16 protein-coding genes are annotated in these 17,454 nt (G+C 67.4%); 6 read left to right on the forward strand and 10 right to left on the reverse strand.

The features are described 5' to 3' along the window. The first annotated feature begins 7 nt into the window (after nt 1–7). Nucleotides 8–1,087, forward strand: a complete 1,080-nt coding sequence (locus tag AC07VS_RS26180; protein WP_494752426.1) for an adenylate/guanylate cyclase domain-containing protein — start codon at nt 8–10, stop codon at nt 1,085–1,087. A gap of 95 nt (nt 1,088–1,182) precedes the next feature. Here AC07VS_RS26180 and AC07VS_RS26185 read toward each other — a convergent pair whose 3' ends face one another. The 7 genes from AC07VS_RS26185 to hemC all read right to left on the reverse strand — a co-directional run bounded on the left by AC07VS_RS26185 (nt 1,183) and on the right by hemC (nt 7,427). Continuing rightward, complete coding sequence (locus tag AC07VS_RS26185; protein ID WP_494752427.1) at nt 1,183–1,758, reverse strand: YceI family protein; 576 nt, start codon at nt 1,756–1,758, stop codon at nt 1,183–1,185. A gap of 75 nt (nt 1,759–1,833) precedes the next feature. After that, nucleotides 1,834–2,412, reverse strand: a complete 579-nt coding sequence (locus AC07VS_RS26190; RefSeq protein ID WP_492348013.1) for a YceI family protein — start codon at nt 2,410–2,412, stop codon at nt 1,834–1,836. 73 nt (nt 2,413–2,485) lie between these two features. Then, the gene (locus AC07VS_RS26195; RefSeq protein WP_492348014.1) at nt 2,486–3,052 is read right to left on the reverse strand and encodes a cytochrome b; all 567 of its coding nucleotides are present in this window, start codon (nt 3,050–3,052) and stop codon (nt 2,486–2,488) included. Nucleotides 3,053–3,237: 185 nt separating this feature from the next. After that, entirely contained in the window at nt 3,238–4,515 is a 1,278-nt protein-coding gene (locus tag AC07VS_RS26200) for a heme biosynthesis protein HemY (protein WP_494752428.1), read from the reverse strand. Nucleotides 4,516–4,531: 16 nt separating this feature from the next. Beyond that, nucleotides 4,532–5,650 (reverse strand): uroporphyrinogen-III C-methyltransferase, encoded by a 1,119-nt coding sequence (locus AC07VS_RS26205; protein ID WP_494752429.1) that lies wholly within the window; start codon nt 5,648–5,650, stop codon nt 4,532–4,534. Then, nucleotides 5,647–6,444, reverse strand: a complete 798-nt coding sequence (locus AC07VS_RS26210; protein ID WP_494752430.1) for a uroporphyrinogen-III synthase — start codon at nt 6,442–6,444, stop codon at nt 5,647–5,649. The genes AC07VS_RS26205 and AC07VS_RS26210 overlap by 4 nt, the downstream gene beginning before the upstream one ends. Nucleotides 6,445–6,458: 14 nt before the next feature. Beyond that, nucleotides 6,459–7,427, reverse strand: coding sequence for a hydroxymethylbilane synthase (gene hemC / locus AC07VS_RS26215; protein ID WP_494752431.1), 969 nt, complete (start codon nt 7,425–7,427; stop codon nt 6,459–6,461). Nucleotides 7,428–7,559: 132 nt separating this feature from the next. Here hemC and ppc point away from each other — a divergent pair, with 132 nt between their 5' ends. Both ppc and yccS read left to right on the forward strand, forming a co-directional pair. Next, a complete protein-coding gene (gene ppc, locus AC07VS_RS26220; protein ID WP_492348019.1) occupies nt 7,560–10,382 on the forward strand; it encodes a phosphoenolpyruvate carboxylase in 2,823 nt (940 codons plus the stop codon). Nucleotides 10,383–10,529: 147 nt separating this feature from the next. Further along, nucleotides 10,530–12,737, forward strand: a complete 2,208-nt coding sequence (gene yccS / locus AC07VS_RS26225; RefSeq protein WP_492348020.1) for a YccS family putative transporter — start codon at nt 10,530–10,532, stop codon at nt 12,735–12,737. Nucleotides 12,738–12,775: 38 nt separating this feature from the next. On the opposite strand, the gene AC07VS_RS26230 is transcribed toward yccS, so the two are convergent. Then, nucleotides 12,776–13,750 (reverse strand): Bug family tripartite tricarboxylate transporter substrate binding protein, encoded by a 975-nt coding sequence (locus AC07VS_RS26230; protein ID WP_494752432.1) that lies wholly within the window; start codon nt 13,748–13,750, stop codon nt 12,776–12,778. 168 nt (nt 13,751–13,918) lie between these two features. After that, nucleotides 13,919–14,935 carry a 1-aminocyclopropane-1-carboxylate deaminase gene (locus AC07VS_RS26235; RefSeq protein WP_494658979.1) on the reverse strand — a complete coding sequence of 339 codons (1,017 nt, stop codon included), beginning with the start codon at nt 14,933–14,935 and terminating at the stop codon, nt 13,919–13,921. A 203-nt stretch (nt 14,936–15,138) separates the two neighbouring features. On the opposite strand from AC07VS_RS26235, the gene AC07VS_RS26240 reads away from it, so the two are divergent. The 3 genes from AC07VS_RS26240 to AC07VS_RS26250 all read left to right on the forward strand — a co-directional run bounded on the left by AC07VS_RS26240 (nt 15,139) and on the right by AC07VS_RS26250 (nt 17,011). Next, nucleotides 15,139–15,663, forward strand: a complete 525-nt coding sequence (locus tag AC07VS_RS26240; protein ID WP_492348023.1) for an Lrp/AsnC family transcriptional regulator — start codon at nt 15,139–15,141, stop codon at nt 15,661–15,663. Between the two features lie 95 nt (nt 15,664–15,758). Then, nucleotides 15,759–16,475, forward strand: a complete 717-nt coding sequence (locus AC07VS_RS26245; protein WP_492348024.1) for a hypothetical protein — start codon at nt 15,759–15,761, stop codon at nt 16,473–16,475. Beyond that, on the forward strand, nt 16,472–17,011 hold the full coding sequence (locus tag AC07VS_RS26250; protein ID WP_492348025.1) for a FlgO family outer membrane protein: 540 nt from the start codon (nt 16,472–16,474) through the stop codon (nt 17,009–17,011). Before AC07VS_RS26245 ends, AC07VS_RS26250 begins: the two co-directional genes overlap by 4 nt. A gap of 289 nt (nt 17,012–17,300) precedes the next feature. Here AC07VS_RS26250 and AC07VS_RS26255 read toward each other — a convergent pair. After that, the coding region (locus tag AC07VS_RS26255) for a FlhC family transcriptional regulator (RefSeq protein WP_494750096.1) at nt 17,301–17,454 on the reverse strand (154 nt) is incomplete at its 5' end.

Here is a 17,454-nt window from a genome sequence, read left to right on the forward strand (position 1 = left end):
AGAACAGATGGACAGGATCGACATCGATACCTCGGCCCAGGCCTTGCGCGTGCAGGCCCTGGTGCGCCGTGACACCGGGCAGGTGCTGAGCCCCGACGGCCTGGCCGAGTTGCTGGCGCTCACCGGCCAGGGCGTGCAGGCGCCCTGGAGCGACCCGGTGCATCAGCGTGAGGTGACGGTTGTGCTGGCCGATCTGCGCGGCTTCACGGCGCTCACGGCCACCCAGCCCGCCGGCGTCATCATTGCTTTGCTGAACCGTTGCCTGGCCGTGCTCAGCGAAGTGATCCTGCGCCACGGCGGCACCATCGACAAGTTCATGGGTGATTCGGTGATGGCCTTGTTCGGGGCGCCCGAGGGGCGTCCGGACGACGTGGAGCGGGCCCTGGTGTGCGCGGTCGAGATGCAGCTGGCCATGGCCGAACTCAATCGGGAGGGGCCGCCGCAGGGCCTGCCCGAGCTGTACATGGGCATCGGCATCAACACGGGGCAGGTGATCGCGGGCCGCTTTGGCTCGGCTGCCTATTCGCAGTACACGGTGATCGGCGATGAGGTCAACCTGGCCTCGCGCATCGAATCCTTCAGTCTGCGCGGGCAGGTGCTGGTCAGCGAGCACACCTACCAGCGCTGCGCGCATCTGGTCGAGGCCTCCGGCCCCATGGAGGTGCATGTCAAGGGCAAGAGCGAGGCCGTCCGGGTGCGTGAGGTGGTGGCCATCCCGTCGCGCGGGCTGCATGTGCCACGCGCTGAAGTGCGGCGCAGCCACCGTGTGGAGGTGCGCCTGCCCTGCACGATGCAGGAGCTGCAGCACAAGGTGGTGCTGCCGTCGCACTGGCCTGCCGTGATCATCGACGTGGGCTACTACGGACTGCAGATCGAGCTGGACCAGCCACTGGAGCCCTTTTCCGAGCTGAAGCTGGAGTTCCCCTTGCTGCTGGTTGATTTCACGGTCAGCGATGTGTACGCCAAGGTGGTCAAGTGTCGCCCCTTCGAGGCGCGTTGGCGCGCCGGGCTGGAGTTCACCGCCATCGGCGTTGAGAGCAGCGCCCGGCTGCAGACCTTTGTGCAGCTTTTGGTGGCGGCGCGCTGAGGCGGCCCCAGTGCAGGGCAGGCGCAAAAAAGCCGCCGGCACCCAGGGGCTGCGGCGGCTTGTTCAGGCAGGCATCAATGATGCCCGCTGGCCGATCACTGCTTGACGGCTTCCACTTGCACCACCAGGTGCACGTTCTTCGGGAAACCCCAGTCGATGCCGTAGTTCATGCCCCATTGGGTGCGGTCGATGGTGGCTTCGAAGTCGCCGCCGCACACTTCGCGCTTGAGCATGGGGCTTTGGTAGCAGTTGAACTGCTTGGCGGTCAGGGTCAGCGGGGCGGTCTTGCCCAGCAGGGTCAGGTTGCCGGCCACGCTGCTCACCTTGTCACCGTCGAAGGTGAACTTGTCACCCACGAACTTGAAGGTGGGGAACTGCGGCGCGTTGAACAGGTCGGCGCTTTGCAGGTGCTTGTCGAAGGCAGCGGTGCCGCTGTTGATCGAGGTGGCGTCGAAGGTGATCTCGACCTTGCCGGTCTTGGCGGCCTTGTCCAGTTGCACGGTGCCTTCCTTCTTGTCGAAGCGGCCACGGTTCACGGCGGCACCAAAGTGGCTGATTTCGAAGGTCGCGAAGGTGTGGGTCGGGTCAACGCCGTAGGTGGCGGTTTCAGCCTGGGCCAGACCGGCAGAGAGGGCGGCAGCAGCGGCCAGGACGATCATCGAAATACGCATGGTAGAAAACTCCTGTTGGAAAGGAAAAGGGAACGGGGGAAAAGAAAATGGACGGGATTCAGGAAGCAGCACGGATCAAAGCTTGCCCACGCCAGTCAGCGCAAACTTGAACTTCACCTGCACGTCGTCGGCCACCATGCCGGTGTCCGACCATTCGCCCTCGCCGATCTTGAAGACCAGGCGCTTGATGGGCAGCACGCCAGTGGCCAGGGTGGTGGCGCCGTTCTGGGTCAGGGTCACGGGCACGACCACATCCTGGGCATGGCCCTTGATGCTCAGCTTGCCGCTGATTTCAAACTTGCCGCCGCCCAGGCCCTTGGCCGAGGTCGACTGAAAGGTGGCCTGCGGGAACTTGGCGGTGTTGAACCAGGGGGCCTTGGGCAGTTCGGCATCGCTTTCAGGCACGCCCAGGGTGGCGCTGGCCACATCCACCGTCATGGCGATCTTGCTGGTTTCGGGCTTGGCCGGGTCAAAGCTCAGTTGGGCGTCGAACTTCTTGAAGCGGCCTTCCACCGGCACACCCATCTGCTTGCTGACGAACACGATCTCGCTTTGGGCGGGGACCAGCTTCTGGTCGGCGTGAGCCGGGGAAAAGGCTGCGATGGCACTCAGGGCCAGTGAGGCGGCGAGAGCACGCTTGAAAATCGTCGTCATGGTTCACTCCTGTTGCGGCCAACGGGCCGGCTGGAAAAGATGGAAATCGGAGAGCAGAAAGAAGGGGCCTGGTTCAGCCGCGGCCTGGCAGCATGCGGTTGATCAGACCGTCGCGGTCGATCAACTGGTGCTTGAGGGCGGCCGCCACGTGCAGGGCTGCCAGGGTCGCCAGAGCCCAGGCCGCGATCTCGTGCCAGGGCTTGACCAGCTCGGCCAGGGCCTTGTCGGGGGCCAGCAGGTCAGGCATCGGCAGCACGCCAAACAGCACCACCGGGAAGCCGGCGGCCGAGCTGTAGGCCCAGCCGATCAGGGGCACGGCAAAGAACAGCAGGTACAACAGGTGGTGGGTGCCATGGTGGGCAGCACGCTGCCAGGCCGGCATGGCTTGCTCGACGGCCGCCGGCAGTGCGGGCGGGCGGTGCGTGAGGCGCCACAGCAGCCGCAGCACCGACAGGATCAGGATCGACATGCCGGCCCATTTGTGCCAGCTGTAGTACTTGAGACGTTGCGGTGAGAAAGGCAGATCAGCCATGTACAGGCCGAGGCAGAAGGTCCCCAGCAGCGCAGCCGCCAGCAGCCAGTGCAGGGCCATGGCCAGCGCGCTGTAGCGCTTGGGGGTGCCGTGTGAAACAGAGGTCATGGATGAAACCCGGATTGAAGACGTTGTGTGGACTGTTTGATCAACAACAAGTTCCTGAACTGTCTGCAGTGTAGGAAGCGCGTCCGCCTCCGGGTTTCAGCGTGATTGACGCTTCGATTCAAAAAAATTGAATGCCCAGTGCGATGGCGCGGGGGCCAAACCGCCTTCAGGGCATGAAGCGGCGCTCAAGGGCAAAGGGCGGCGTTGCGCCAGGCAGCCGCCGCGGCAGGCTCGTCGCCGCGCCGTTCGGCCAGCAGGGCCAGTGCCCGCCAGGCGTTGCGCTGCATGGGGCCGGCCTCCAGGTGCTGGCTGGCCTGGCTCAGCAGTTGCTGGGCCTTGCCCCACAGCTGGCGCTTGAGGCAGGCCACGCCGGCCAGATACTCCAGCCGGGCGTTGCGCGGGTTGCCCTGCTGGGCACTTTCGATGCGCGCCAGCCAGGAGGCGTCCAGCGATTCCATGCTGTGTTCCAGGGCTTCGATCAACTTCTGTTGCAGGTGCTCCGGCAGCGAATCGGGCAGGCTGACCATGCGCTCCCACACCGGCAGCAGCCAATGCCGGGCCTGCACGTCGTCACCGCCGAGGTGGTTCAGTCGCAGCGCGGCCTGCAGGGCCAGTTCGGGCATCTGGCGTTCAGCCGGGTCGAGCTGCTGCCAGACCTGCTGCAACTGGGCCGGGTCGTGGGCCGAGTTGAGCAGCTCGGCCGCCAGTCCGCGCACGATGCTCTGGGCGGCGGCCGTGGAGAAGGCGCGGTGCTTGGCCAGCAGGCGGGCGGTTTCCAGGGCCATCAGGGTCTGCCCGGCCAGGCGCGCTGCCTTGAGGCGGGTGCGCAGGGCGATGGTGCGCCGCGAGGCGCCCTGGGGCAGGTCTTCGAGTCGGGCCAGGGCCCCGGAGGCGTCGCGGTCGTCCAGCATCCAGCGGGCCGAGCGCAGCTGGGCGCCTTCGTGCAGTTCCTGGGTCTGCGCGTTCTGGCGCAGCGCGGTTTCTTCCAGCGCCTGGCGCAGGTGCTCGTCGCGGCGGGGTCGGTCTTGCAGCGCGTGGGCACCATCGGCGGCCACCAGGTGGGCCAGGGTGCGCAGTTGGTGGCCGGCACCGCCGTAATGGGCACTGGCGCTGAGCGAGTGCTCCTGCGCCAGCGCGGCCTCGGCCGCCTTGCTGGCCCGCACGAAGCGGCCCGACAGCAAATGCATCATGCCGTCGAGCAGGGCGCCATGCATGGCGCGCTCTTTCTGCTGCAGGCGCCAGCGGCGCGCCTGGTGGGGCATCTCGAACAGGGCGGCCAGGGCCTGCAGGGCGGCATGCAGCACCACGAAGCCGCCCACCAGCAGCAACAGCACCATGTTCAGGGACAGGTCGATCCGGTAGGGCGGCCAGAACAGGGTCACCGTGCCCTGGTTGTTGCCGGCAAACAAGGCCATGGCGACGGCAATGCCGAACAGGGCCAGAAACCACAAGGCTGCGCGCATGGTGGGCCTCTTTTCCTCAGCGGCCCGCGGCGGCCGTGGCCAGCGCGGTCAGGGTTTCGTCCAGGCGCGGCAACTCGACCGCCTTGAGCTGGCTTTGCAGTTGCTGCAGCAAGGTGGCGGCGCTTTGGGTGCGGCGCGAGGCTGGATCGAAATACTTGTTGATCTGCGTGGCGGCAGCGGCCAGGTCGGCGCGGGCCGATTCGGTCTGGCGCGCCAGCACGCCCAGGCGGGCATTGAGCAGCTTCAGCTTGAGGTTCTCGCGCAGGAAAAAGCTTTGTTCAGGCGCCAGCAGCGCGGCTTCGGGCTGGTCGATGCGGCTCACGCGGACCAGGTTTCGCATTTCGTCGCGCACCAGGGCCAGGGCCTTGCCGGCGGTGTTGTCCCACCAGTCCTGGGCCTGGGCGGCAGCGCTGGCCGGGGCGGTGGCGGTGGTGGTGGTGGTGGTGGGTGGGGCCGGTCGGCGCCCTGGGGCATTGGCCACGGCATTGAGCACGGGCAGTTCGTCGACCTGGCGGGCCAGCTCGTCCAGGCGCGCCAACAGGCCGGGCGTGTCGGTGACGCTGGCCGACTTGATGCGGTCGCTGTCGTGCTGGATCGCCCGCTGCAAGGGGGCCAGGCGGGGTTGTGCCGCTCGGGCGATGCGTTGGTCGGCCGTTTTGAGGGCGGCCAGCATGGGCTCGACGCTGCCGGTCAGCTGGGCCTGTTGCTGGGCCAGTCGCAGCGAGGATTCGATGTCGACCACCAGGTTTTCGTCGCGTGAGCGCGACAGGCTTTGCATCAGCTCTTCGAGCTGGGTGCGCTGCAGGGCCACTTCACTGAGCCGGGTTTCATTGAGGCTGACCCGGGCCGCGGCATCGCGTGCCTGCTCCTGGGCCTGGCGGGCCAGGGCGCGGGCTTCAATGGCCTGGCTGCTGCTGTCGGCCGACTGGCGCGCCAGCTGCTCTTGCAGGTTGCCGATCTTCTGCCACAGGGAAACACTGGCCACCAGGGCCAGGCCCGCCACGGCCAGGGCCGCCCAGGTCAAGGGCTGGCCGGGCCGGCTGAAGGCGGTGCGCGGTGTTGCCGGCGCGTCCGCAGTCGGCTGAGGCGGACGGGACTCGTCGGTCGGGGTGTCGATCGGTGGCACTGAACTCATGTCAGGGATTCTATCGAGGCCGCCACGTCTTCGAGCGTCGGGCGGGTGGCGAGCACCTGTCCAAAGCCCGCGCGGGCCGCCGCTTCGGCGATGCGTGGGTGGGTCACCAGGGCGCGTGCGCCTTGCCAGCGGGCCTCGGGCAACCAGCTTTGCAGGTTGCGCACCGCTTCGGAGCTGCTGAACAGCCACACCGTGCCATCACCCGCCGCGGCCAGGGCGCGCTCACGCAAGACCCCGGCCGGGGCCGGTGGGCGGCGCTCATAGGCCACATGGTGGCTGACCTGGCCACCCGCCTGGGTGATGCGCTGGCTCAGCCACTCGCGCCCCGAGCCCCGGCCGGCCTGCTCTGGGGGCAGGGCCGCAGCCGGATCGGCAGGGGCGTCGACGCCGCGCACGATCAGCACCTGATCACCGGGCTGGATCTGGGCCTGCACCTGGGGCCACAGGTGTTCCGAGTCAAATTGCCCGGCTTCCGCGGGCGGGGTGTCAATGCGTTCAGCCGGCACGCCGGCGGCCAGCAGGGCGCGGGCCGTGCCCGGCCCTGGGGCCCAGCAGCGGGCCTCGCTCAGGCAGGCCTGGGCGCCGGGTGTGGTGGCAAAGTGATGCACCGCATTGCCGCTGACAAACATCAGGGCGCGCCACCGGGTTTGCGCCAGGTGCTGCCCGCCGGCGCGGGGCGCGGCGATCTCGATCAGGGGCAGGGCTTCGGCCCGCAGGCCGCGCAGGCCCAGTTGCCGGGCCCAGTCACTGGCCTCGGGTTCGGGCCGGGTGACCAGGACGCGCGGGGCGGGCATGGCGTGGCGGGTGTTCAGGGGATTTCAGGCGTGGGCAGCACGCGGCGTGCGCCGCCGGCTTGCAGCAGCTCAGCCACTTCGTCGCCCAGCTCGGCCGCACTGGCCAGGGAGTCGAGGCTGCGTTGGCCGCTGGCCTGGACCAGGGCCACGTTGGCGCTGTCCGGGTCACCCCAGGCCGCGCGCAAGCGCAGTTCGTCGCCGTGCCATTCGCCGTGGGCGGCAAGCGGCATGGAGCAACTGCCACCCATGGCGCGGCTGATGGCGCGTTCGGCGGTCACGGTCAACCAGGTGCGCTGGTGGGCCAGGGGCGCCAGGGCCGCACGCAGGTCGGCGCGCCCACTTCGGATCTCGATGCCCAGGGCGCCCTGGCCGGCGGCCGGCAGCATGTGGTCAGGTTCGAACACGGCGCGGATGCGCTCGGCCAGGCCCAGGCGCTTCAGGCCGGCGGCCGCCAGCACGATGCCAGCGTACTGGCCGTCGTCCAGCTTCTTGAGGCGGGTATCCAGGTTGCCGCGCAGGGGCTCGATGCGCAGATCAGGGCGCAGCGCGCGCAGCAGCACGGTGCGGCGCAGGCTGGAAGTGCCGACCACGGCGCCTTCGGGCAACTCGTGCAACGAGGCGTACTGAGGCGAAACAAAGGCGTCGCGCGGGTCTTCGCGCTCCATCACGCAGGCCAGCTCGAAACCGTCGGGCAGGTCCATGGGCACATCCTTGAGCGAATGCACGGCGATGTCGGCACGGCCTTCTTCCAGGGCCACTTCGAGCTCTTTGACAAACAGGCCCTTGCCACCCACCTTGGACAGCGAGCGGTCCAGGATCTGGTCGCCCTTGGTGGTCATGCCCAGCAGGGTGACGGTGTGGCCTTGCGCCTCCAGCAGGGCCTTGACGTGTTCGGCCTGCCACAGGGCGAGCCGGCTTTCGCGCGTGGCGATCACGATCGGAGCAAGGTGAGGGGCGACGATGGGGGCGGCTGGCTGGCTCAAGCTCGTAACCTTTTTGTAATCTTCAAGCGGTCTTGGATGCTAGCATGCCCCGCATTACGCCCTAAGCCGACCGCCTGTGTCCCAGCGGTCGGATTTGAGCCGCGCCCGCCACACCCTCTTGGAGACAGACGCATGAAACGATCCGACAAGGACCAGCCCCTGATTGACGACATCCGCCTCTTGGGGCGCATCCTGGGGGACGTGATCCGGGAGCAGGAGGGCGTGGCCGCCTACGAACTGGTGGAGCAGGTGCGCAAACTGTCGGTGGCCTTCCGCCGCGACGCCGATCAGGAGGCGGACCGGGCGCTCAAGAAGCTGCTGAAGTCGCTGTCGGGCGACCAGACCGTGAGCGTGATCCGCGCCTTCACCTACTTCAGTCACCTGGCCAACCTGGCCGAGGACCGGCACCACATCCGGCGCCGCACCGTGCACGAGCGCGCTGGCGACACGCAAGAGGGCAGCATCGAAGTGGCCATGGCGCGCCTGCGCTGGGCGGGCATCGCCCCCAAGACCATTTCGCAGACCCTGGCGCAGAGCTATGTGGCGCCGGTGCTCACGGCCCACCCGACCGAGGTGCAGCGCAAGAGCATCCTGGACGCCGAGCGCGACATCGCCCAGTTGCTGACCGCGCGTGATGAGATCCGGCTGCGCGCCCTGGTCTACAACACCTCCAAGGATGCCCTGACCCCGCGTGAGCTGGCTGCCAACGAAGCGCTGCTGCGCGCCCGCGTGATGCAGCTGTGGCACACCCGTCTGCTGCGTTATTCCAAGCTCACCGTGGCCGACGAGATCGAGAACGCGCTGAGCTACTACGAGGCCACCTTCCTGCGCGAGATCCCCAAGCTGTACGCCGATCTGGAGCGCGAACTGGGCAACCATCCGGTGGCCACGTTCTTCCGCATGGGGCAGTGGATTGGCGGGGACCGCGACGGCAACCCGAACGTCAGTGCCGGCACGCTGGAGTACGCGCTGAAGCGCCAGGCCGAGGTGGCGCTGCGCCACTACCTGACCGAGGTGCACTACCTGGGTGGCGAGCTGTCGATGTCGGCCCGCCTGGTGGGCGTCACCCCCGAGATGCAGGCCCTGGCCGAACATTCGCCGGACACCAATGAACACCGCCAGGACGAGCCCTATCGCCGCGCCCTGACCGGCGTCTATGCCCGCCTGGCCGCCAGCCTGAAAGACCTGACCGGGGGGGATGCAGCCCGCCATGCCGTGGCGCCGCAGAACGCCTACCCCGATGCCGCCGATTTCCTGGCCGATCTGCGCGTGATCGAGGCCTCGTTGAATGCCCACCATGGCGAGGCCCTGGTCAATGAGCGCCTGCACCCGTTGATCCGCGCGGTCGAGGTGTTCGGGTTTCACCTGGCCACGGTCGATTTGCGCCAGAGCTCGGACAAGCATGAAGAGGTGGTGGCCGAATTGCTGGCCACGGCCCGCATCGAACCCGACTACAGCAGCCTGCAGGAGGCGGCCAAGCGTGCCTTGCTGGTCAAGCTGCTCAACGACGCGCGCCCGTTGCGTGTGATGGGCGCCAGCTATTCGGCCCACGCCCGCAGTGAGCTGGCCATCTTCGAGGCGGCGCGCGTGATGCGCCAGCGCTATGGGCATCAGGCCATCCGCCACTACATCATCAGCCACACCGAGACCGTCAGCGATCTGCTGGAGGTGATGCTGCTGCAAAAAGAGGTCGGCCTGGTGCGCGGGCTGCTGCAGGAGCCGACGGCCAGTGCAAGCCCTGCGGTCAGTGACCTGATCGTGGTGCCGCTGTTCGAAACCATCGAAGACCTGCGCAATGCCGCGCCCATCATGCGCGAGTTCTATGCCCTGCCGGGCATGGCCGAGCTGGTGCAGCGCAGCGGTGGCGAGCAGGACATCATGCTGGGCTACTCCGACAGCAACAAGGACGGCGGCATCTTCACCAGCAACTGGGAGCTCTACCGCGCCGAAATCGCCCTGGTCGAGCTGTTCGAGGAACTGGCCGCCAGCCATGGCATCCAGTTGCGCATGTTCCATGGCCGTGGCGGCACGGTGGGGCGTGGTGGTGGCCCCAGCTACCAGGCCATCCTGGCTCAACCCCCGGGCACGGTGCGGGGCCAGATCCGCCTGACCGAGCAGGGCGAGGTGATCGGTTCGAAGTACGCCAACCCCGAAATCGGGCGCCGCAACCTCGAAACCCTGGTTGCCGCCACGCTGGAGGCCACGCTGCTGCAGCCCACCAAGCCGGCTACCAAGGCCTTTCATCAGGCCGCGGCCGAGTTGTCGCAGGCCAGCATGGGCGCTTACCGGGCCCTGGTCTATGAGACCAACGGTTTCACCGACTATTTCTTCGGCTCCACCCCGATCCGGGAGATTGCCGAACTCAACATCGGCTCGCGCCCGGCTTCGCGCAAGGCCAGCCAGCGCATCGAAGACCTGCGCGCCATTCCCTGGGGCTTCAGCTGGGGGCAGTGCCGCCTCACCCTGCCGGGCTGGTTCGGCTTTGGTTCGGCCGTCGAGGCCTTCCTGTCCCGCCCGGCAGCCGCGGGCAAGGATGGTCGCAAGGAGGCCCTGGCCCTGTTGCAGCGCATGTACCGGCAGTGGCCTTTCTTCCGCACCCTGTTGTCCAACATGGACATGGTGCTGGCCAAGAGCGACCTGGCCCTGGCCTCGCGCTATGCGGAACTGGTGAGCGATTCGCGCCTGCGCAAGAAGGTGTTCGCCATGATCGAAGCCGAGTGGCACCGCACCGCCGAGGCGCTGACCCAGATCACCGGCGACAAGCAGCGCCTGGCCCACAACGAGGCGCTGGCGCGTTCCATCCGGCACCGCTTCCCCTACATCGACCCGCTGCATCACCTGCAGGTCGAACTGGTGCGGCGCTACCGCTCGGGCAGCGACGCGGACGAGCGTGTGCAGACCGGTATCCACATCTCCATCAACGGCATCGCCGCCGGTTTGCGCAACACCGGTTGAGGGTGTTGTGGCCGGTTTGAGGCCGGCGGGGTGCACACTGGCGCACAAATTGCAAAGAACAAAAGCAGGCCCTCGGGCCTGCTTTTGTTCTGGCGTTTCTGTTTTTTGCAACAAGGTATTCAAGAGGGTGGCCCGATGTGGAGTCCGATGTGGAGTTCGATGTGGCACTGGGGTTGGCAGCCCGGCTGGCACTACAAATTTCTGCTCAAGGGGGTGCGTGCCCTGATCGCGCTGGGCACGGTGGTGGCCGGCGCCTGGTGGCTGGACCAGACCGCGGCGCTGATCCCGTTGGTGCTGGGGGTCAATGCCAGCGCCCTGGCCGAGACCGATGACAGCTGGCGCGGGCGCCTGCGCGCGCTGCTGATCACCCTGCTGTGCTTTGCCGCCATGGCACTGGCGGTGCAGTTCACCCTGCACAGCAAACCGGCCCTGATGGCGGTGCTGGCCCTGGCTGCGGTGGGCCTGGCCCTGCTGGGTGCCTTGAGCGAGAGTTACCGGGCCATCGGCTCGGCGACCCTGATCCTGGGCCTGTACACCGCCTTGGCCGCGCATGGCAACGACTCGGCGGCCCCCGGCTTGCCGCATGCGCTGTTGCTGTTGGCGGGCGCGGCCTGGTATGGGCTGCTGTCGGTGTGTTGGGCGGCCTGGTTCCCCAACCTGCAGGTGGTGCAGAACCTGGCCCTGCTGTACGAGGCCCTGGGGGAGTACCTGCGTCTGAAGTCGCGCCTGTTCGAACCCGTGCGGGGGGTGGACATCGAGCGCCGCCGCGTTGGCCTGGCCTTGCAGAATGGCCGCGTGGTACAGGCCCTGAACCAGACCAAGGAAAGCCTGCTGAGCCGGCGCCCGCGCCACGCCGGCCCGACGCTGGAGACCGCTGGCCCGCGCTGGCTGCGCCTGGCCTTGCAACAGTACCTGGTGGCACAGGACCTGCACGAGCGCGCCAGCTCTTCTCACGAAAACTACGAGCTGCTGGCGCAGAGCTTCTTCCACAGCGATGTGCTGTACCGCTGCCAGCGTGTGCTGGCCGGGGTGGGGCAGGATTGCACCCGGCTGGCGCAGGCGCTGCGCCTGCAAGGCCCGGTCGAGGCGGTGAACGACAGCCAGCCGGCCCTGGAGGACCTGCAGGGCTCGATCGCTTTGCTGGCGTCTTTGCCGGAGCTGGCCTGGGCGCAGCGTGAGCAGGGTGTCGGGGCACCGCTGCGACTGCGCTCGCTGCGCGCCCTGGCGCGCAATCTGGCCGGCATGCAGAAGGTGATCCGCAGTGCCCTGTGGCCTGAGCAGTACCCCTTGCTGGAGGCGGACACGAGCCTGCTGGACCGGGGGCCGCGCAACCTGGCCGAGGCCTGGGGGCGCATCCGCCAGCAGTTCAGTGCCAGTTCGGTGCTGCTGCGCCATGGCCTGCGCCTGGCGGTGGCGCTGATGGTGGCCTTTGTCTGGATGACGGTGAGTGGCGACGAGCACGGCTTCTGGATCCTGCTCACCATCGTGTTCGTGTGCCGGCCCCATTACGGCGACACCCTGCGCCGCCTGGGGCAGCGGGTGGGGGGCACCGTGCTGGGCCTGATGGTGGGCTGGGCCTTGCTCAAGCTGTTTCCGGGGTTGTTGCTGCAATCGGTGTTCACCGTGGTGGCCGGCGTGGTCTTTGTGGCGGCGCGCCAGACCCGTTACACCCTGGCCTCGGGGGCCATCACCATCCTGGTGCTGCTGGCCTTCAACCAGGTGGGCAATGGCTTCGACCTGATCTTGCCGCGCCTGCTGGACACCTTGATCGGTGCCTTGATTGCCGGCCTGACGGTGTGGCTGGTGCTGCCTGACTGGCAGTCGCGGCAATTGCCCAAGCTGTCTGCCCAGTTGCTGCGCAGCCAGGCGGCCTACCTGCGCGAGATTGCGCGTCAGTACCAGTCTGGCAAGCGCGAGCACCTGGACTACCGGCTGGCCCGGCGCAACGCCCACAACGCCGATGCGGCGCTGTCCGGGGCTTTGCGCGAGGTGTTTGACGAGCCAGCCTACCTGCGCCGCCATGGTGCGGCCGGCATGCGTTTCATGGTGCAGGCGCACACGCTGTTGAATTACCTGTCGGCTCTGGGGGCCCATCGGCTGGAGGGGCAGGCCCAGGAGTTCGCCCCCGATGTGGCCCAGGCCGTCGAATGGCTGCAGAACGCGCTGGCGGACACGGCCACGGCCATCGAGGGTGGGGCCTTGCCATCGGCCCCGATCGATGCTGCGGCACTGGCCGCACCGCCGGTGGCGGATGCTGATGCCGGGCCTGATCTGGTGCTGCGTTCGCAGCTTCACCTGGCGCTCAGCCTGGTGCCCGAGTTGCAACGTCAGGCGCTGGCGCTGGTCGGGCGCTGAGGGCGCCCCTCGCCCAAGGTGCTGGGGAGGGGGCTCGTCTATTCGGCCTGGATGCCGGCTCGCAGCGCGATGGCGCGCATGCGCGGCAGCTCGGCATCGATCAGCTTGCTGACGGCCTGGGCCGAGGCCCAGTCCTTTTGCATGCCGGCCGCTTGCAGCTTGTCGCGCAGTTCGTTGTCGCTCAGGCTTTCTGCCAGCGCCACCTGCAGGCGCTGCCGGGCCTCGGCGGGCAGGCCACGGGGGGCCATCAGGGCCAGCCAGGCATCGAAGGCGAAGTCGGTGCCGGTGCTTTCAGCCACCGTGGGAACCTCGGGCAGCAGGGGGGAGCGCTGGGGGCCCGTGAGCGCGATCACCTTGATCTTGCCGCTGCGCACATGGGGCAGCGCCGCAGCCACCGTGTCGATGCTGATGGGCACCTGGCCGCCGATCAGGTCGCTCATCGCCGGGGCACTGCCCTTGTAGGGCACGTGCAGCAGCTTGATGCCCAGGGCGTTCCACACCAGCTCGCCGGCAAAGTGCGAGCTGGTGCCGCTGCCGAACGAGGCATAGGCATAGCGATCGGGTGCCTGCTTCACGGCGGCCACCAGTTGCTTGAGCGTGTCGATGGGGACTTGTTTGTTGACCAGCACCGCCATGGGCACGCGGGCAGCCATGCCGATGGGCTCGAAGCTTTTCACAGGGTCGTAGGGCAGGCGGGGGTTGAGGGCCGGGTTCAGCGTGAAGGTGGAGCCCGAGCTGAGCAGCAGGGTGTAGCCGTCAGCCGGCGCGTTGGCCACCACGGTGGCCCCGACCACGGTGCCGGCGCCAGCCCGGTTGTCGATGACCACGGCCTGGCCCAGGCGTTCGCCCAGCTTCTTGCCGATCAGGCGGCCTGCCACATCGGTGGCACCGCCTGGCGGGAAGGGGATCACCAGCTGCAAAGGGTGGTTGGGAAAGGCCTGGGCGCGGGCCTGGCCGAGGGGGAGCAGCGAGGCCGCCAGGGCCTGGGTGAACTGACGCTTGGTGAGTTTCATGGTGGGGCAGCGAGGAGAAGGACTTGGGGGGTGGTTTTGGGGTCTGCCGTGCCAGGGCAGACCGGCCCGAGGGCCAAAGGCACATGTCTCCTTGTCGCTGCGCGGGCCCTGTGAGCGTCAGGGGCGCCGCGCGCCGGGGGCGGCCTTGGCGGGCCGCCGCACCATGGATCAACCGTTGCGGAACAGGAAGCTGTAGGCGTTGAGCGCTGGCACGCCGCCGAGGTGTGCGTACAGCACACGCGAGCCAGCCGGGAATTCGCCGTTGCGCACCATGTCGATCATCCCGTGCATGGATTTGCCCTCGTACACCGGGTCGGTCAACATGCCCTCCTGGCGGGCGCACAGGCGGATGGCCTCCAGCGTGCCTTCGTTGGGCAGGCCGTACTCGGGGCCGCCGTAGCGGGTGTCCAGCACCACGTCTTCGGCCGTGATCTCCTGGCCCAGTTCGACCAGCTTGGCGGTGTTCTGTGCAATGCGCAGCACCTGGGCATGGGTCTGCTCAGGCTTGGCCGAGGCATCAATGCCGATCACGCGGCGGGCCCTGCCGTCGGCCGCAAAGCCCACGACCATGCCGGCCTGGGTGCTGCCGGTGACCGAGCAGACCACGATGTAGTCGAACTTGAAGCCCAGTTCGGCTTCCTGGGCCCGCACCTCTTCGGCAAAGCCCACAAAGCCCAGGCCGCCATAGGGGTGCTCGGAGCAACCTGCGGGCACCGGGAACGGTTTGCCACCGGCTTGGCGCACGTCTTCCATGGCCTGCTCCCAACTGGGGCGGATGCCGATGTCAAAGCCGGCCGCGTCCAGGCGCACATCGGCGCCCAGAATGCGCGACATCTCGATGTTGCCCACCCGGTCGTACACCGCGTCGCTGTAATTGACCCAGTTCTCTTGCACCAGCACGCACTTCATGCCCAGGTGGGCGGCGACTGCGGCCACCTGGCGGGTCTGGTTGGACTGGATGCCACCGATGGACACCAGGGTGTCGTAGCCGCCGGCAATCGCTTCGGGGATCAGGTACTCGAGCTTGCGGGTCTTGTTGCCGCCAAAGGCCAGGCCGCTGTTGCAGTCTTCGCGCTTGGCGTACAGCTCGACCTTGCCGCCCAGGTGGGCGCTCAGGCGCTTCAGGGGCTGGATCGGGCTGGGGCCGAAGGTCAGGGGATAGCGGGGAAATTTCTGCAGGTTCATGGTTTTCTCAAAGGGTTGAAGGGTGGCGACCCAGGCCTCGAAGCTGGCGAAGAAGCTAGGCATCGACACACCTTTCAGGGGCTGGGTTGGTGTGACAATGCTATGAAATATGGCGATTAACAGGATTGCAAAATCAATCGATTCAATCTTCGAAAATGACGACAATATCAATCTGGTGATTTGAAAATTTTTTGAAAATGACCATGAGCACAACAAAAATTCGTTCAAAGAGTGCGCCTGAAAAGAGCGATTCAGCCCCGCTGAACCCCGAGCTGGACCGCACCGATCGAGCCCTGCTGAAGCTGCTGCAACGGGATGCCTCGTTGTCGAACGTGGCATTGGCCGAGAAGGTGCATCTGAGCCCGCCGGCCTGCCTGCGCCGGGTTGATCGCCTGCGCCAGGCCGGCTACATCCAGCGCACGGTGGCCTTGCTCAACCCGCAGTCCTTGGGGGCCGGCATGGTGGTGCTGATCGGGGTGGTGCTGGACCGATCCACGCCCGAATCCTTCGAGGCCTTCGAGAAGGCGGCGGCCAGGATCTCGGGCTGCATGGAGTGCCATGTGGTCACGGGCGAGTTCGACTACTTCATGTTGGTGCGCACACGCAACAGCGAAACCTTCAACCAGCTGCACGCCGAACAACTGCTGTACCTGCCCGGGGTGCGGCAGATCCGCTCGTTCATGGGGCTCAAGCAGGTGCTGTCGACCACCCAACTGCCCCTGTCTTGAGGAATGGCAGGCATTCCGGGCTTTCTTTGGCCGATGCGGCCGGCGCCGGGCCGATAGCATCGGGTGCGATGACAAGCGTTAAAAGGTGTGTGAGCATGAAGCCAAGCTGTTGGACCCCTCTGGTGCTGGGTGCCGCCCTGCTGGCAGGCGGCTGCAGTTCGCTGGACGTGCCGCGCGCCGACAACTACCCGATCAGCAGCCAGAAGAAGGCGCGCTCGGTGCACCACTGGGACGTGCTGGCGGATGATTCGGCCCGGCGCATTGCCGACAAGATCCGCAGCTACCCGATGGCCTTGCCGGCGGTGTATGTGGTGCCGGCTGCACCGGGCACCTTCAACCAGAGCTTTCGCGAGTTGTTGCTGACCCGCCTGGTGGACCATGGCGCCATCGTGTCGCGCCAACCCGGGCCGCTGGTGGTGCGTTTTGAAACCCAGTTGATCGAACACCCCAGCGAGGTGGAGAACCAGAGCCCCATGCCCGCCTTGGGCCTGGCCGCAGGCATCTCGGTGGTGCGCGACCTGTATGCCTACGACCACGTGACCGGCAACTATGTGGGCAGCCTGTTGTCTCTGGGGGCGATCACCGACCTCTCGCGTCGCTGGCGCGATGGCACGGCAGCGGGCGGTCCCACGCGCACCGAGGTGCTGATCACCACCTCGCTGGAGCGCGAAGACACCTTTTTGGCCCGCACGGCCGATGTCTATTACATCGACGGTGAGGACGGGGGCCTGTATGTGCCCAAGCCGCTCAAGGCGGCCGACGCCGGCCCGCCCCCGGTGGCCACGCGCAACTGGAAGGTGGTGGGCCCATGAGGCAACCCCGACGCCGCCACCTGCTGGGCGTGGCCGTGGCGGGCGTGACCGCCCTGGGCCTGGGCGCCTGCTCGTCCACCCCGCCGGTGGACGAAAACGTGCGCACCGATCTGATCGACGTCAACTACAAGGCCGCCGACGCCTTGGTGGCCGGCCTGCAACTGGACCGCAAGCAACCGTTGTTGGTGGCGACCTTTGTGAACCTGGAGGTGCTGACCGAGTCGTCGCGGCTGGGGCGCCTGTTCTCGGAGTTGGTGGGCGGGCGCCTGGCCCAGCGCGGCTACGCGGTGAAAGAACTCAAACTGCGCGAGAACCTGTTCATGAAAGCCTCGCAGGGCGCGCTGCTGTTGTCGCGTGAGGTGCAGGATATCAGCCAGACCCAGTCGGCCCAGGCGGTCATCGTGGGCACCTACACCTCGTCGGGCAAGATGCTTTACCTCAGCGTGAAGTTGGTGGTGCCCGAGGGCAATGTGGTGCTGGCGGCCCATGACTACGCCATGCCCATCGACGCCAACATCAAGGGCCTGCTCAAGTAGAACGGGTTTCAGCCCCAAGACAAAACGCCCCGCGGCGCGAGCCGGCGGGGCGTTTTGTCGAAATGGAGAGGCCTTCCAGGCCTATTCTGAATTCAGCCAGCCTTGAACGAAGCAGTCAGGCCGGCGCCGGGCCGCCCCAAGGCGGCCTGCGGCCCCCCTGGGGGGCTGCGACCACACGAAGTGAGGGAGCGTGGGGGCTTACTAGTCCAGGCCGGCGCCGGGCCGCCCCAAGGCGGCCTGCGGCCCCCTCGGGGGGCAGGGAGTGACACGAAGTGCGCGACCGTGGGGGTCAGTGCACCATCAGAGCGCCGCTGGCCTTGCTCTTGCCGGCGCGTGCGGGCGGGTTGCACAGGCCGCACAGGAAGTGGCGGGCGTTTTCGTAGGGTTCGGTGACGAACTTGCCGGCGCAGCGCGAGCAGGCGGTCATGGTGAGCATGTCGGCG

Source organism: Curvibacter sp. GW821-FHT01G03 (assembly GCF_059422285.1).